This window comes from Cryobacterium sp. TMT1-3 (genome assembly GCF_004402315.1).
Classification (GTDB): domain Bacteria; phylum Actinomycetota; class Actinomycetes; order Actinomycetales; family Microbacteriaceae; genus Cryobacterium; species Cryobacterium luteum.
In genome coordinates, this window is record NZ_SOFW01000040.1 from 1 (window position 1) to 15,315 (window position 15,315).

Annotated in this window: 14 protein-coding genes; 2 read left to right on the forward strand and 12 right to left on the reverse strand. The window is 67.7% G+C overall.

Translation table 11 applies throughout. From position 1 onward, the window contains the following. Positions 1-191 precede the first annotated feature (191 nt). The 7 genes from E3O25_RS14500 to E3O25_RS14530 form a co-directional block, all read right to left on the reverse strand. Positions 192-512: a hypothetical protein gene (locus tag E3O25_RS14500; RefSeq protein ID WP_092106014.1), complete on the reverse strand. Its 321-nt coding sequence runs from the start codon at positions 510-512 to the stop codon at positions 192-194. Positions 513-829: 317 nt separating this feature from the next. Then, on the reverse strand, positions 830-1,855 hold the full coding sequence (locus E3O25_RS14505) for a hypothetical protein (protein WP_134361496.1): 1,026 nt from the start codon (positions 1,853-1,855) through the stop codon (positions 830-832). Then, entirely contained in the window at positions 1,855-2,685 is an 831-nt protein-coding gene (locus E3O25_RS14510) for a hypothetical protein (protein WP_134361497.1), read from the reverse strand. The genes E3O25_RS14505 and E3O25_RS14510 overlap by 1 nt, the downstream gene beginning before the upstream one ends. Continuing rightward, positions 2,682-4,118: a polysaccharide biosynthesis tyrosine autokinase gene (locus E3O25_RS14515; protein ID WP_092106020.1), complete on the reverse strand. Its 1,437-nt coding sequence runs from the start codon at positions 4,116-4,118 to the stop codon at positions 2,682-2,684. The genes E3O25_RS14510 and E3O25_RS14515 overlap by 4 nt, the downstream gene beginning before the upstream one ends. Positions 4,119-4,225: 107 nt before the next feature. Further along, entirely contained in the window at positions 4,226-4,750 is a 525-nt protein-coding gene (locus E3O25_RS14520; protein WP_092106022.1) for a hypothetical protein, read from the reverse strand. A 92-nt stretch (positions 4,751-4,842) separates the two neighbouring features. After that, complete coding sequence (locus E3O25_RS14525; protein ID WP_134361498.1) at positions 4,843-6,633, reverse strand: DUF4012 domain-containing protein; 1,791 nt, start codon at positions 6,631-6,633, stop codon at positions 4,843-4,845. A gap of 29 nt (positions 6,634-6,662) precedes the next feature. Further along, the gene (locus E3O25_RS14530; RefSeq protein ID WP_134361499.1) at positions 6,663-8,108 is read right to left on the reverse strand and encodes a polysaccharide biosynthesis tyrosine autokinase; all 1,446 of its coding nucleotides are present in this window, start codon (positions 8,106-8,108) and stop codon (positions 6,663-6,665) included. Between the two features lie 150 nt (positions 8,109-8,258). On the opposite strand from E3O25_RS14530, the gene E3O25_RS14535 reads away from it, so the two are divergent. Together E3O25_RS14535 and E3O25_RS14540 are read left to right on the forward strand one after the other, a co-directional pair. Further along, on the forward strand, positions 8,259-9,119 hold the full coding sequence (locus E3O25_RS14535) for a type II CAAX prenyl endopeptidase Rce1 family protein (protein WP_166806032.1): 861 nt from the start codon (positions 8,259-8,261) through the stop codon (positions 9,117-9,119). 208 nt (positions 9,120-9,327) lie between these two features. Further along, on the forward strand, positions 9,328-9,636 hold the full coding sequence (locus E3O25_RS14540) for an ATP-dependent DNA ligase (RefSeq protein WP_134361501.1): 309 nt from the start codon (positions 9,328-9,330) through the stop codon (positions 9,634-9,636). A gap of 186 nt (positions 9,637-9,822) precedes the next feature. On the opposite strand, the gene E3O25_RS14545 is transcribed toward E3O25_RS14540, so the two are convergent. The 5 genes from E3O25_RS14545 to E3O25_RS14565 all read right to left on the reverse strand — a co-directional run bounded on the left by E3O25_RS14545 (position 9,823) and on the right by E3O25_RS14565 (position 15,289). Continuing rightward, positions 9,823-10,362, reverse strand: coding sequence for an LPXTG cell wall anchor domain-containing protein (locus E3O25_RS14545; protein WP_134361502.1), 540 nt, complete (start codon positions 10,360-10,362; stop codon positions 9,823-9,825). Between the two features lie 208 nt (positions 10,363-10,570). Next, on the reverse strand, positions 10,571-11,200 hold the full coding sequence (locus E3O25_RS14550) for a thymidine kinase (protein ID WP_092106034.1): 630 nt from the start codon (positions 11,198-11,200) through the stop codon (positions 10,571-10,573). After that, a complete protein-coding gene (locus E3O25_RS14555) occupies positions 11,200-12,612 on the reverse strand; it encodes a hypothetical protein (RefSeq protein ID WP_092106036.1) in 1,413 nt (470 codons plus the stop codon). Before E3O25_RS14555 ends, E3O25_RS14550 begins: the two co-directional genes overlap by 1 nt. After that, the gene (locus tag E3O25_RS14560; protein WP_134361503.1) at positions 12,609-13,862 is read right to left on the reverse strand and encodes a sensor histidine kinase; all 1,254 of its coding nucleotides are present in this window, start codon (positions 13,860-13,862) and stop codon (positions 12,609-12,611) included. Before E3O25_RS14560 ends, E3O25_RS14555 begins: the two co-directional genes overlap by 4 nt. Positions 13,863-14,083: 221 nt before the next feature. Beyond that, positions 14,084-15,289 carry an Rv2578c family radical SAM protein gene (locus E3O25_RS14565; RefSeq protein ID WP_134361504.1) on the reverse strand — a complete coding sequence of 402 codons (1,206 nt, stop codon included), beginning with the start codon at positions 15,287-15,289 and terminating at the stop codon, positions 14,084-14,086. Positions 15,290-15,315: the final 26 nt, after the last annotated feature.

The following is a 15,315-nucleotide window of genomic DNA, read 5'->3' on the forward strand; positions in this document are numbered from 1 at the left end:
AAGACGCTCGACTGGGACACCCCCGCCGAGCGCTTCGCTAAACTGCTGACTACTGAATAGACCACCCGGTGTTGCAACGACCCCCAGAAACCGCCTCTATCATGGGCCCACTTGCCGGGCCCGGGCCCGGAAAGGAAAGAGGCGGGACGCGACGGGACGGGACCGGAGGGTTCGGGCCGGCGGGGGCTGGGTCAGGAGTCGGCGGGGGGCCAGGTGCCGTCGCATCCGCTTTGCTGGCAGGCGAACTGCCAGTCATCACCGTCGGGGACGATGTTCATGGGCATGAGGCAGCGTGGGCAATTGGGCGTGCGCACCCCGGACGGCACACTGGTGGCCAGCTCGGCCTCGGTGTACGGCGGGCCGAAGTAGAGCTTCGTGCAGGCGAGGTTCGTGCAGCCGTAGTCGTAGCCGGTGCCCTGCCAGATGACCTCCATGGGGTCGCCGCACTGCGGGCAGTGGCGCGGTTGATGCACGTCTTTCTTCTGGAACAGCCAGGAGACGTTATCGTCCATGGGCTGAGACTAGTCCCGCGGGCGACCATGCGTCAGGAATTCGCTGCCTTGTGGACAAATCGCGCGGCGGGGGCCTCGCCGCACGCTATGCCGGTAGATTTCGCGACACGCCGTGAATTGGGTGCAGATGGCTCGGCGTGTCGCAGTTTTACCGGCATAACGTACACGGCGACGGATGCTTGACGCGCTGCGGCCACGCACGGGGACCGGCGGGCGCGAGCTGGGGCTGTGGAAGGCACGGGGCGACCAGAGCCGGGGCACCGGGACGGCCAGCGCCGGAGGGCACGGGGTGGCCAGCGCCGGAGGGCGCAGGGCGGCTAAAGCCAGCTGCGGCCGGCGTCGGCGGAACGAGCGGTGGCGTCGCCGATCCACAGCCACAGGGTGTCGTCGGCGACCGCGACGGCAACATTGCCGGCCAGGGCGGTTGGCGTCTCCTCGGTCTCGTAGCAGCCGGTGACCGTGGGTACGAGGTCGACGCTGAGCGCGACGAGGTTCACTCCGGCGCAGGTCGCCGGGTCGGCGGTGGCTGATCGGGCCGTGACGGTGGTGGTGACCGCCAAGTATCCGGTGGGTGTGCCGGTGAGGGTGACCATTCCAGCCACGGTGACGGGCGGTGACCAGGTGGCGGCGGCATCCGTTGTGGCGAAGAGGCGACCGTCGGTGCAGAGCACGGCGGCGGAGTCGGCATCGTCCGAGCTCGCGGCCAAGGTGACGACGGCGTCGCAGGGAGCCGGGGCGAGCCCGTCGGGGCCGTGTACGGTGGCCCGGTCGGCGGGGTCGACGTACCAGGCGGCGTCGAGCTGGTCGGGGTAGCTGGAATAGTTGTCGCCACCGATGAAGGTCTTCACGAACTGCGGAGCGCAGTCTGCGTCGTCGAGGCCGATGAATTCTGCGACCGACTCGCTCTGGGCGGTGATCGATTGCAGGCCGGTGACACCGGTCGGTGCGGTGGCGTTGCTGGCGGTCCAGCTGGCACCGGAGTCGGTGCTCAGTTCGGGCGACGCCGGGGTGGCCGGGCAGGGTCCGGTCGTGGCGCGCCAGGCCGCGGTGTTCGACACGGCGGAGAGCAGGCGGGAGGCCGGTACCGGGGCGACGGTGGGTGCCGCCGTGCGCGTGGGGGTGGGGGTGGGCGACGGAGTGGGACTTGCCGTGGGGAAAGCGGATGCCGCCGGCGTCGACGACGCGTCGACGGCTGCGTCGACGGAGGTGGAGGTGAGCGCGCTCATGATGAGCACCGCGTCGATGAGCAGGAACAAGCCGACGGCGGCATAAGCGATCAGGCGGCGGCGACGGGACTGCTGGGGCATCAGGCTCCGGCGACGACGACGGGACTGCTGGGACATCAGGCTCCGGCCGCGACGAGGGCGGCCGTGATTGTGGTGACGGAGGCGTTGATGGCCGCGGCCGCGCGAGCGTAAACGGCAGCCGACTGGCGGTAGGGGTCATCGACGTCGTCGAGGGTCGGCGGGTTGGGCGAGGGGTGGAGTCCGCGTGTCGAGGCTACCTCGGCGATGAAGGCGGTGAAGTCGAGGGATGGCCGGGATGCTGAGGCGGCGTGCGGCAGTCCGATGGCGGTCTCGGCAGGCTCGACCAACGGATTTGTCCCGACAGGCTCAACCTGCGGGTCGGTGTTGACCGGCTCGACGAACGGATGGGTGGCGATCGACTGGGCGGAGTCGGTGCCGGAGGTCGGGTTCGCGGCGACCAGGCGGGCGAACTGGTTGAGGGTGAAGGTGTAGCGGGTGGCTTTGGGCAGCAGCGTGACGACCTCGCGGCGATGGTCGCGGGTGGCGGTGAGCACGAGGTCGGCGTCAGCGATGAGCTGCTCGGTGAGCTGGCGAGCAACGTGCTGGGTGCTGGAGGCTCCGTATTGCGACGACAGCGCGGCAGCCTCGGGGGTCATGACGCTGCCGATCATGGCGTGGGTTCCGGCGCTCGAGACGACGGCGTCAATGCCGGCGGCCCGCAGGTTCTCACGCAGCAGCTGTTCGGCGAGCGGCGACCGGCAGATGTTGCCGGTGCAGACGATAAGAATGCGCGGGGTATGGAGAGCGGGGCGCTGGGACGCCGCGGCAGCACCAGGCTCAGAGCGGGCACCAGACACCGCACTGGCGCCAGACTCAGAGCGGGCACGGGCGGCGGCCGGACGGTCGGGGTGCAGGGGCGCGATCATGCTTTGGACCTCAATCGACGGGAGTAGTTGGGGGCGACGATCTCGGGAGCCGGGCCGACGTCGCCGTAGGTCTGGCCGTACCCATACTGGCCGTAGTTGCCGTAACCGTAGGCATCCGGTCCCTTGGTGGGCAGCATGGTCATGACCACCCCGCTGATTGGGGCGCCGACCTTGTCGAGCGCGGCGATGGCGCCGGTCAGCTGGTTCTTCTGCGTGCGCCCGGCCGCGACAATGAGAATGGCACCGCCGACGCTCTTCGCGAGGATGGCGGCATCCGTTACGGGAAGCAGCGGCGGGCAGTCGAAGATGACGACGTCGAAGGTGCGGTTGAAGTCCTCGATGATCTGCGCCATGCGCGACGATCCGAGCAGCTCGCTCGGGTTCGGCGGAATGTGGCCGGCGGGCAGCACGAACAGCTGGCCGCGACCCCAGGGCTGGATGACGTCTTCGAGTTCGGCCCGCCCGACGAGCACGTCGGTGAGACCGACAGCGCCCTCGATGTTCATGTACTCGGCGATGCGCGGTCTGCGCAGGTCCGCGTCGACGAGCAGAACGCGGGCACCGGCATCCGCCAGGGAGATGGCGAGATTGGCGCTCGTGGTGCTCTTGCCCTCGCCGCCGATCGACGAGGTCACCACGAACGAGCGGTCGGCGCGCTCCACGTCGAGGTATTGCAGGTTGGTGCGCAGCGTGCGAAAAGACTCCGCTCGGGGGCTGCGCGGGTCGGCGTGCACGATGAGCGGGCGCTCGGTGGCCTTCGGGTCGAACACGATGCCGCCAATGATGGGCAGGTCGGTGACCTGTTCCACATCGCGCTGGCTGCGAATGCGGGTGTCGAGGGTTTCGCGCAGAACCGCGAGGCCGACGCCGAGGGCCAGGCCCACAAGCGCGCCGAGCGCAATGTTGAGCGGAACGTTCGGAGCCACCGGCGACGACGGCACGCTCGCCACCTGCACCCGGGTGAGTTTCACGGCCGGTGCCCCGGTGACCGCATCGGGTTGCTCGATCTGCTGCACATTGCGGGCGAGGCTCTGCGAGATGGCGTTGGCGATGTCGGCGGCGCGCCTCGGGTCGGCGTCGGTGACGGCAATATCAATGATCGAGGTGTCCAGCGGCGCCGATACGGCCACGCTGTCGGCCAGTTCCGCCGCCGACACGTCGAGCTTCAGGCTCTCGATGACCGGCAGCAGCACGAGCGGCGTGACGGCGATACCGGAGTAGGACTTGACCCGGGCCACGGTGAAACTCGCCCCCTGCACGAGGTCGCTCGTGGTGCCGCTCGACTGCGTCGACACGAACACCTTCGAGGTGGCGCTGAAGGTCGGCGTCTGCAGAATCGAGAAAACGGATGCCGCGGCGACGGCCACGAGGGTCAGCGCCACGATGAGCATCCAACTCTTCTGCAGGATACGGATGTAGTCGCGGAGTTCCACGCTGCTACCTTTCGTTGCGATACAAAGCTGCCAACCCGTAGCTTGACACAGGTGACGGGGCCGTCTGGGTGCGTCTGCGGCCCGCAATCAGGGGGTGAGCCGTTGAACTAGACGGTGGCGGCGCGGCGGCGCAGGGTGAGACGCAGCGCAATGACGAGGCCGACGCCGAGCAGCAGCGCGCCGGCGGCACTGAAGATGAGCACGATCGGGAGGTCGAAACCCGCCGCGGCGAGGTCGGTGCCATCGGCGGCGGCAACCGTGATGGTGGCCGTACCGACGTTCTGTGAGCTGAGCCCGGTGGCGGTGAGCGTGTAGGAACCGGTTGCCCCGGTGGGCAGGGTGACCTTGAGGTCGAGGGCGCCGGCGCCGGTGGCCGTCTTCCGAGTGTCGACGGTGGTGGCGCGCAGGGCGGCCAGGGTGACCGACCCCTCGCCGGAGACGGCGACGGCGACCTTTTCGGCAGCGGTGAAGGCGCCGTCGTTGAACGCCACGGTGACCGTGCTGCCGGCGCTCTGGCTGCCGGAGACGGTGATGAGATCGGCGGCAACGTAGCCGGCGGCGTGCGCGGCGACCGGGCCAGCCAGCAGGGCAACGCCTACGAGCGCGAGTGTGGCCAGAAGTTTTTTGATCAAGGTGAATCCCCCGTAGTGCGTTGGTGCCGGATCACCGTGGTTGCCCGGATCTCTCTGAGTGTGCGATCGCCGTGGTCACCCCGTGGCGAACCCTAACAACTGAAGTCTAGTGATGCCGTCTCGTTCAGCGCGATCAGCGGAGTGCTGCGCAGCTCGAGGTTGCCGCTGAAGGGCTTGGGGCCGAGCCAGTTGAAGCGCAACACGGTGCTTTCGCCGGGCGCGAGCTCGATACCGATGGTGCTCACCGCGTAGCCGGCGTCGATCGCCGGGTGATACGGCACCTCGGCGCCGTCCCGGGTGAGGCCGAGGTTTTGCACCTCGGGAGTGCCGTAGCCCGACACCATGGTTTTGATGTTGCCGAGCGGTACCCCGAAGGCGCCGCCGCCGGTGACATACGCGGGGAGGGTGGTGGCGGCATCCGCTGGGGCCGTGTTGGTGAGGGTGACCTCGAGCGCGTACTGCGGGCGCAGGTCCTTGCGGCAGGTCTGCTGGCCGATCGCGGTCTGCACATCGAGGTAGAGGTCCATCTTGGCGCCGGTGCCGTCGTTGAGGTAGAGCCCGAAGCGGTTGGTCATGTCGTCGCTGATCGGGCGAGCTCCGGCCAGGGTGGTGCCGTGGAGGATGGCCTGCTCGGCCGGGTCGGCGTTGTAGACCAGCACCCGGTTCTCGGTGGCAGCGCGGGCCAGTGCCGCGATGAGCTTGGTGGGGTCGGCGTTGCCGCTCTTGACGGCGTCGAACACGGCACCGGCGGCGGCGGCGAAGAAGATGTCCTGCTGCTGGGGGTCTTCGTAGCGGGCGTAGACCTCGCTCAGCAGCAGTTGCACGGCATTGCCGGCGGTGAGTTCGTCGCCCGTGGCGAGGGTGATCGGGCCGGTGGCGTCGAGCAGGTAGCTCAGCGCGACCGGGTCGACCGAGAGTACCCCGTTGGCTTCGGTGCCGAATTCGAGACGCCACATTTCACGCGCGAGCGCGCCGCTCTGCGCGAAGTCGGGCGTCATCGTGACGTTCTGAATGAACTGGCCGGTGATGTCGCCGTAGATGCTGCGGGTTTCGTCGCTGAGCGGCAGCACCGGGGCCGGGTACTGGGGAAAGGAGCTCGAGGTGGCCTGCTGGGCCAGTTCGATGCTGCCGCTGTCGGTGTGGAGCAGGGCGAGCGCACCCGGGATGCCGCCGGTGGAGCGCAGTTCGGCCGGGTTTTGGAACAACAGAATGTAGTCGCGCGGTGCCGTGGCGCCGAGCATAACCGGCAGCAGGGTGACCGCGCGGTTCATGCCGTCGAGGGTGACAGAGGTCTCGACCGTGACGGTCTGCAGCCGGGTGACGGCGCTGCGCACGACATCGAGCACGGTGTCGGTCTCGATGGCGCTCACGTCGGTCGCGGCGCGCTCTAACGCGGTGTTGGCCGCCGTCACCGCGGGCTGGGCATCGAGCAGCGGCTGCAGCGCGATGGCGCCGTCGACCGGCTTGAAATCGGCCAGGTTCAGGTTGCCGGCCAGCGCGGCGAGCGGGGTGACGGCCTTCTGGGCGACATCGTCGACCACGGCGGCGAGCTGGCTCACGGCCACGAGGTTGGGGCCGAGGAACGGCAGCAGTTCGTAGGTGTTCCAGATCGGGTCGCTCGTGCGCTCCTGGGCGGTAGCGGCGAAATCGGCCAGCTCGGCGGCGGTCACGGCGGCGGCCGCACCGTCACCAGCGGTGATCTGGTCTTTGATGTTCTCGGCCAGCGGCACGGCCGCTTCGAGGGCGTCTTTGGCCTGCAGCCCGCGAATGCCGACCCAGGCGGTGGCGGCCACCACCATGACGAGCAGGCCGAGCACGACCAGCCCCACGATGGTGCGCGTGCGCTTCGGGGGTGCTGCCGGTGCCGAGGGGGAGGAAGACATTGCCCTATTCAAGCAGAGCGCGCGGCCGGTTACGGCTTGACGCGAGCGCCGCGAGCGCGGGCCGGCGCGGCATCCGCTGTGGGAATCGACGCGGGGGCGACCGGGTCGGTTTCGCCGTAGCTATAGCCGTAGCCGTAATGCCCGTAGCCGTAGGCGTCGGGGCCGCTCGTGGGCAGCATGGTGAGCACGAGACCCGAAATGGGGGCGCCCACATTGCCCAGCGCGGCAATGGCACCGGTGAGCTGGTTCTTGTGGGTGCGTCCGGCCGCGACGACGACCAGGGCGCCGCCGACGTTCTTGGCGAGCACCGCGGCATCCGTCACCGGAAGCAACGGCGGGGCGTCGAACAGCACAACGTCGAAGGCCCGGTTGAATTCGACGATGAGCTGGGTCATGCGGGTGGAGCCGAGCAGCTCGCTCGGATTGGGCGGAACGTGGCCGGCCGGAAGCACGAACAGCTGCCCCTTACCCCAGGGTTGAATGACGTCGGCCAGGTCGGCGCGGCCGATGAGCACGTCGGTGAGACCGACGGCGCCCTCGATGTCCATATAGTCGGCGACCTTGGGGCGGCGCAGGTCGGCGTCGACGAGCAGCACGCGGGAACCGGCGTCGGCCAGGGCGATGGCCAGGTTGGCGCCGGTCGTGCTCTTACCCTCGCTCTCGATCGAGGAGGTGATGACGAAGGAGCGTTCGACCCGGCCCACATCGAGAAACTGCAGGTTGGTGCGCAGCGTGCGAAAAGACTCGGCGCGGGGGCTGCGCGGGTCGACGTGCACGATGAGGGGCCGGTCATTGGCCTTGGGATCGAAGACGATGCCGCCGAGAATGGGCAGGTCGGTGAGCTGTTCCACGTCGCGGGTGTTGCGGATGCGGGTTTCGAGGGTTTCGCGCAGCACGGCGATGCCCACGCCGAGGGCCAGGCCCACGAGCGCGCCGAGGGCGATGTTGAGCGGCACGTTGGGGCTCACCGGAACGGTGGCGACGCTGGCCTCCTGCGCGCGGGTGAGCTTGACCGGGGAGGCCGCGTCGGCGGTGTCGGGCGTCTCAATGTCTTCGACGACCAGGGTGAGGCTAGCCGAAACGGCGTTGGCCGTGTCGGCGGCGCGCACCGGGTCGGTGTCGGTGACCGTGATTTCAATGATCGACGTGTCGAGCTGGGCGCTGGCGACGACCTTCTCGGCCAGGGCATCGGCCGGCACAGCGAGGCCCTGGCTGGCGATGACCGGCAGCAGCACGATGGGCGTGGTCACCAGCGCGGAATAGGTCTTGACCCGGGCCACCGAGAAGTTATTGCCCTGGGCCAGGTCGGCGGTCGAGCCGCTGGACTGGGTGGAAACGAACACCTTGGAGGTCGCGCTGTACTGCGGCGTCTGCAGAATCGAATAAGCGGATGCCGCACCCACGGCCACCAGCGTGCACAGCACGATGAGCACCCAGCTCTTGCGCAGAATGCGAATGTAGTCGCGAAGTTCCATGCGGCGGCGATCCCCTCTTAAACGAGGAATGCAGCCCCCGATTCGGCGCGTACTTCACCGCACGAACGTGCGGCTCCCCTCTTCCGAGGGTATCGAACTTTAGCGGGCACGCAGACCGGTAGTTTTGTGGTGATGGGGAGGGTGCATTTTATGGGGGCAATCGTTCACCCGGAGGCCCGGCGTCTGCTCGTGCCCGCCGGCATCGGGATTGTGGTGGCCATGGTGCTGCTGGTGTTCGTGGGCGCCACAACGTTCTCCGACCCTCATCTGGCCACGCTGCTGGGCTATCTGTGCGTCTGGGTGCCGCTGCTCGCGGCGATCGGGGTGGCTGGCGCTTCTATTGGGCGAGCCGGCCCGGCCGGCGCGGGTGGCCCGGGGCCGGGTGGGAGGCTCGCGGCCGACTCGAGGGGCGGCATCCGCTCGATGCTGCGGCTGTTCTTTCGCCCGATCGACCTGATCTGGGGGCTCGCGATCGGGCTGCTGGCTCGCACCCTGGCCAGCCTGATCGAGATCTGGGGGTACGGCAGCATGGGAGCAGCCGGCGCGACGTTCGGTGAGACCGTCTACGATTTCTGGTGGCTGTTCGGCGCGCTGCTCGCCCCCGTGCTGCTCGCCCCGGTCGTCGAGGAACTCTTTTTTCGCGGGCTCGTATTGCAGGCCGTCTACGGGCAGGTGGCGGCGAGTCGCGAACGTACCACCGGTAAGAATTGCGCCACACCGGATTCGGCGCCCGTTTTACCCGGCGTGTCTCAGATTGACCGTCATAGCCGATTGGGCGGGTGGGCGGCGCCGATCGCGATCGGTGTCAGCGGGCTGACTTTTGCGCTCATGCACCTCGTGACCATTGACCCCTGCAGCACCGATGCCGTCGTGGTGGTCGGAGTCTCGACGTTGATTTTCGGGCTGGCCGCGGCATCCGTTTCGCTGGCGACCGGGCGAATGGGCGGCGCGATCATTGCACATGTGACCTTCAACGGGCTCGTGATCGTGCCGGCTGTGCTGAGCTTCTGACGTCGGCCGGCCAGGGATCCAGATCGATCTGACTGTCCCCATCTTTGGGGCTGAACTTTGACTAACCGGGTTAGCCTTTTCGGGAACGGCTTCACTAGGATCAAAATCTGAGAGTAATCATCGGTCCCGCATTGGGAACGAAACCCCGGTTGCATGCGACTCGGCTACCCCGTTCGCGTTCGACGATGAACCAACGCGAGGCACGCTTATGGGCAAGTTCACGTACGACTCTAATCTGACTGTCGACTTTGACGATCGCGTGCTCGCGCACATTCAGATCGTGATCGGCGCCAAGCTGCGTCGCGGCGAATCGTTCTATTTCTCCTGGCGAGACGATCCGCTCGTGGGCGGAGGCCGCAGCACGGTCTGGGTGCATCCCGGCATCTCCATTGCCTACAAGTATTTCGGCAGCAAGGGGCCGGCCCTTAACCGGGACTGGGTCGAAGCCCTGTCGTTGTCGGCCAACTCGACGACCGGCCTGCAGATTGTGAACGAGCCGCCTCAGCGCGTTGCGTAGTTTTTTCGCACAAACGGATGCTCCGGCCCGGCCAGACTTCTGGTCGGGCTTTCTTGCGCCCGCGGGGGTTTGGGCTCGTGCTGGGCGGAGGCGGCCTGTGCGCGGGCACAGCGGGCACGCAAAACGCCTCGACTCCGTCTGGAGTCGAGGCGTGTTGGTGTAGCGGGGGCTACGCGGTAAAGCTAATTACGCTGCAGCGTGCTGACGACGAACCGAGATGCGCACGGCGACGAGAGCGGCACCGAGGATCAGGAGGCCAGCGGCACCCCAGATGACGAGGACCGGAGCGTTGTAACCGGTGGACGGAAGGGCATTGCCCGTGGCAGTGCCGGCTCCGGCGTCGCCTGCGACGACTGTCAGGGTCGCGGTGTAGGACTTAGTCGCGGACTTGGCAAGGACGGTGTAGTCGCCGGTGGCATTGCTCGGAATAGCGACATTGACGAACGAAGAACCGTTCAACTCCGCGTTCTTGGTGAGAGACGAGGTGACGGCGGTCTTGATGACGGTCAGTACGGCGGTGTGCGATCCCGACACCGTGTAGGTGACGCTCTCCTCGCTGCCGAAGGCGCTGGCTGCAAACCCGACGACGGCGGTCTCGCCGGCGACGGGAGCAGAGACAATGCTCACCTTGGCGTCGGAGACGTAGTCGACAGCGTTGGCGGCCGGAGCGAAGGCGAAGATGGCGACGACGGCGAGTGCCGCTGTAGCGAGGCTTTTCTTGAACATAGTGAGGGTCCCCCCGGGTAAGTGAATGGCTGATGCGCCGAAGTCGGCGCCTCCCGGCATATCGTCGTGAAATACCTAGGCGACTTTCAGGTTAGCGGGCTGGTTGGTGCAATACACAATTGTTTTGTCATCTTGTGCGCAAAATATGCGAAGAAACGCGGTTAAGCACCCGTAGTGGGGGTGTTTAATTCAGTCGTGTTCGCTCCAGCTAGGCGGGGGTCGGCCGGCTGCGGTTGTTGAGCACGCCGTGGCTCTCTTCGAGATAGCAGCTGCCGCAGAGCGACTCGTAGGTGACCTCTTCGCCGTCGATGGCCACCTGGTCGCCGTCGAAAACGTAGACGCCGCCAATCTTGCGACCGTTGAAAACGGCCTTGCGCCCGCATCGGCAGATAGTCTTGAGCTCTTCGAGGCTGTGCGACACCTCGAGCAGGCGGCGGCTGCCGGGAAAGGCGACGGTCTGAAAGTCCGTGCGAATGCCGTAAGCCAACACGGGCACGTTCTCGAGAATGGCGATGCGCAGCAGATCGTCGACCTGGGTCTCGGTGAGAAACTGGGCCTCGTCGAGCAAGAGGGCGCTCACATCGCGGCCGGACTGTTTCAGCACCTGCGCGCGGTGCTGCTGGAAGGCGGCGTAGGCATCCGTTTCGGGGGTCAGCAGAAAATCAACGGCCCGTGTGACGCCGAGGCGGGAGAGAATGCCGCGGTCGCCCTTGGTGTCGACGGACGGTTTGGCGAGCAGGACGTGGTGCCCGCGCTCCTCATAGTTGTATGCCGCTTGCAGCATAGACGTACTTTTGCCGCTGTTCATGGCGCCGTAGCGAAAGTACAGTTTGGCCATTATCGGGTGCCTTTGGTCTGGAAGCGTTCAGCGTCAAATTCTAGCGTGAGCAGCGGATGCCGGCTGGTCACGCGCACCCGGGTGAACACGGACCGCAGCACGCTGAGGTACGGGCGCAGGGCCCGGCGCCGCTGAAACGGCGGCAGGGAGATGCCGGCCTGGATGGTGATCGTGTCGCGCGGGGCGGCGGTGCCGGGGGTTCGGGGCGTGGTCGCGGCGTGCACCTGGGCCTGCGCGAGGGCCTGGGCCCTGGCCTGCGCGGCCGCCTGCGTCTGCGCGGCGGTGACGATGGCCATGGTCGTCGTGTCGGTGGCCGGGGTGGGGCGGGCTCCGCGCTGGCCGAAGGCCTGGGTGATCTGGTCGGTGTCGGCGGGGGCGGCGCCGGATCCGTCGATCTGCACGACGAGGCTCGTGGGGTCGAAGCCTTTCAGCCGGCAGAGAGCCACGATCAGGGCTGCGACGGCGGCGCGCTGGTCGGAGTCGAAACCGGTCGCGCGACGCTCGGGGTCGGCGATGACGCAGAGCGGGGTGAGGCCGCGGGCGGTCAGGGCTGCGCGTTCGCGGTCGATGAGGTCGTCGAGCCAGGTGTGGTCGACCTCCGCGACGAGCACCCGACGCACCTGAAAAGCGAGGGAGCGCGCGCGTTTGATGTCGGCCGCTGTCAGGGTCTGTCGCTCAAGAACGTCAGCCAGAAAGGGCAGCACATCGGCCCCGAGGTTCTTGAGCCGATGGTCGACCACTTCGGTGGCGAGGAGGCCGCGACTGGCTTCCGTGCGCGCGCGGATGGCGCGGCGGGCATCCGTTTGCCAGCGGTGAATGGAGTTGACGACCTGACGCGAATACGCAGCGGAGGCGAGGGTGGGGGCGAGCACCTGGGTCATGGCAATGATGGCGAACAGCATGGGCGGGGTCTGAATGCCGAGGAACGGCGATTGGGCGAGGGCGGTGATGCCAACGGTGAGCGCTGAGCCGGTTCCGAGGACGAGGATTTCTTTCCAGGGCCGGAAGGGCGCGAGGGCGAGCATCAGCAGGCCGAGGCCGATCGGGGCGAAATCGTCTTGCACCGTGCCGTTGAGTTGCCAGGTGCTGGCCGCAGCGAGCAGGTGCGCTGTGAGGCCGAGGGCCACGATCATGACGGCTCGGGTGCGGGTGAAGGGAGCCAGGTCGGGCCTGGCCGACCAGACCAGCACGGCAGCCGCGATGATGAGCACGGCAACGGCGGCCGCGGCGAACTCTTCGAGCTGAATCTCGTGCTGGCGGCTGGTGGTGGCGACGACGGCGTAGGTGACGACGATGACGGCCACGACGGGGGCCAGAGGCCAGGCAGCAAGGCCGCCAATCGGGTCGAGGCGCTGCTGTGAAGCGGATGCCGGCGCGCGCGGCCGTCGGGGAGTGGGGGTCGCGCGAGTCATGAGTCCTTCTGAGCCGCGGGTACGGTCAGACGAATACTCGTTCCGGCGCCGGGGCGGCTCCAGATCAGCACGGATCCGCCGAGCTGTTCGATGCGGCGCCGCACGGACTGCCGGAGTCCGAGGCGGTCGGAAGCGGATTCGGATTCGGTGAAGCCGCGCCCGGCATCCGTTATGCGCAGGGAAATCGTGGTCAGGTCTTGTTCGATGGCCACCTCGGCCGAGGCGATTCCGGCGTGGAGGATGACGTTGACCAGGCACTGCTGCACGGCGAGGCCGACCGCGCGGTCGCTGCCGGCATCGAGGCGGGCGAGGGCGTCGACGTCGCCGGTGACGTCGATCTTCAGCCCGCGGTCGCGGCCCCGTTCGATGGCAGCGGTGACGGCGCTGGTCACGGTTTGCTGGGTCGGTTCGGGCGTGTGCTGGTGCGATGGTGCGGGTGTTTGAGCCTTAACGGGCGACGTTGGTTGCGGGCCGGTGTTGCCGCGGGCGTCGATGTCGGTGAGCCAGTCGGTGTCGTGCAGGGTGGTCAGGGTGTAGCGGAGGCTGGCCTGGAGGGCCGGAGAGAGAGCGCCGGGTTCGGCGAGGGAGAGCGCGACGAGCTGGGCCACCGTCGTGTCGTTGAGCAGGGCGATGGCGCGCGTGTCGAGGGCGTCGCGCAGCTGCCGGTTGGCGCCGTCCTGCACCGCGCGGTGAATGGCGGGCTGGGCGGCGTTGCTCAAGCGGCGGTCGATTCCGGCGAGCACCATGACGCCGACGAGCACGAGGTAGGTCGAGAGGGTGAACAGGTCGGGGCGGTAGGGCACCGCGGTGCCGAGGATGGCGAGAAGGGCGGCGAACTCCGCCAAGAGGAACGCCGCGGTGCTCCAGAGCACGCCGGCGAGGGCGGTGGATCCGGCGCCGCCGACCATGACGAGCGCCATCTTCGGCAGGGCCACGAGGAACATATTCGAGGCGGGGAATACGTCGGGAACGCCGAGCACGGCCTGGGTGAAGACGTAGACGCCGAGGGTGCCCACGACGAGATAGGCGACCGCGAACCCAATGCGACGGTGCCGGGTGAAGAGCACCAGCAGGGCGCCCATGGCAACGACGGCTACGACGGTGATCCAGAGCTCGGGCCGGTTCAGGCTGAGGATGGAGACCGACACGGCCCCCGCCATGAGGCAGGTCAGCGCAAACCAGTGAGCAGCCCGAGCGAGGGCGCGCGCCAGCGTCAGCTGCACCAGGTGGCCGGGTAATCCTAGAGACATTTTTCCCCCTCGGTAAGTATGGCATTGGGGTGGGTGTGGGTTTGGTGGGGTGGGCAGTGGGAGTGGTTGTCTGTGCTTCCGTTCGTGGGTGTGCACCCTGGGCAGGGCGCCCAGCCGTGAGTTTCGGGAGTCATCGACGCTTCGGGCCCACCTTATGGCCAGGGGCCCAGTTTCTAAACTGGGCCCCTGGACGGGGCCCGGGCCCCGTCCGTAAGTCAGGGTCAGAACAGGGTGGGGGCCAAGTCGGGCGGCAGCTCGGCGGCGATCAGCGATCCGGGCGCCTCCGCGGTCTGGGCCCACCTTATGGCCACGGGCCCAGTTTCTAAACTGGGCCCGTGGACGGGGCCCGGGCCCCGTCCAGAATTTGGGGCGGTACCGAGGGCCGGAGCGAGAGGTCGGGTGGCGGGCGCGGGCATCCGCTCTGGCGACGACGGCAGAGCACTCGAGCGGATGCCGCCGGTCGCGGGGTCGACGACGCCACGCTCGAGGCCGTGCGCGCGAATGAGCGGGCGAATGCGGGCGGCGAGCCAGGTGCGGTACTCCTTGGGGGCGTATTGTCCGCGGGCGTAGAGCTCCTGGTAGCGGCCGACGAGTTCGGGGTGCTCGCGATCAAGCCAGCGCAGGTACCAGTCCTTGACGGCGGGCTTGAGGTTGAGCCCCGAGTAGAGCACGCTCGTGGCGCCGGCCGCTTTGGCCTGCCGCAGGGCTTCGTCGAGGTGGGCGCGGGTGTCGGTGAGAAAGGGCAGAATCGGCATGAGAAAGATGCCGCAGTCGAGTCCGCGCTCGCGTACCGCGGTGACCGTGGCGAGGCGCGCCTTGGTGGTGGGAGTTCCGGGCTCGACCGACTGCTGCAGTTCGTCGTCGTAAATGGCGATGGACATGGCGAGGTCGACCGGAACGTGCTCACTCGCCTCGACCAGCAGGTCGAGATCGCGCCGCAGCAGGGTGCCCTTGGTGAGAATGGAAATGGGCGTGCCACTGTGGGCGAGCGCCGCGATGATGCCGGGCATGAGCCGGTAGCGTCCCTCGGCACGCTGATACGGGTCGGTGTTGGTGCCGAGCGCCACCGGATGCCGGCCCCAGGTGGGTTTGGCGAGTTCTTTTCGCAAGACCTCGGCCACATTGACCTTGACGATGATCTCGCTGTCGAAGTCTGTGCCGGCATCAAGGTCGAGGTACTGGTGCGTGGGCCGCGCGAAGCAGTAGGTGCAGGCGTGGGAGCAGCCGCGATAGGGATTGATCGTGTAGCCGAACGGCAGCGCGCTCTGCCCGGGCACATGGTTGAGCGCCGACTTACAGAGGATCTCGTGGAACGTGATTCCAGCGAACTCGGGCGTCTGAACGCTGCGCACGAGGTTGTTCAAGCGGGCAAGGCCCGGCAGCGCGCCGACCTGCTCGGTCTGTAGTTCTTGTCCGCTCCACCTCATGCATCAAGTCGAACACAAGTTCTAGT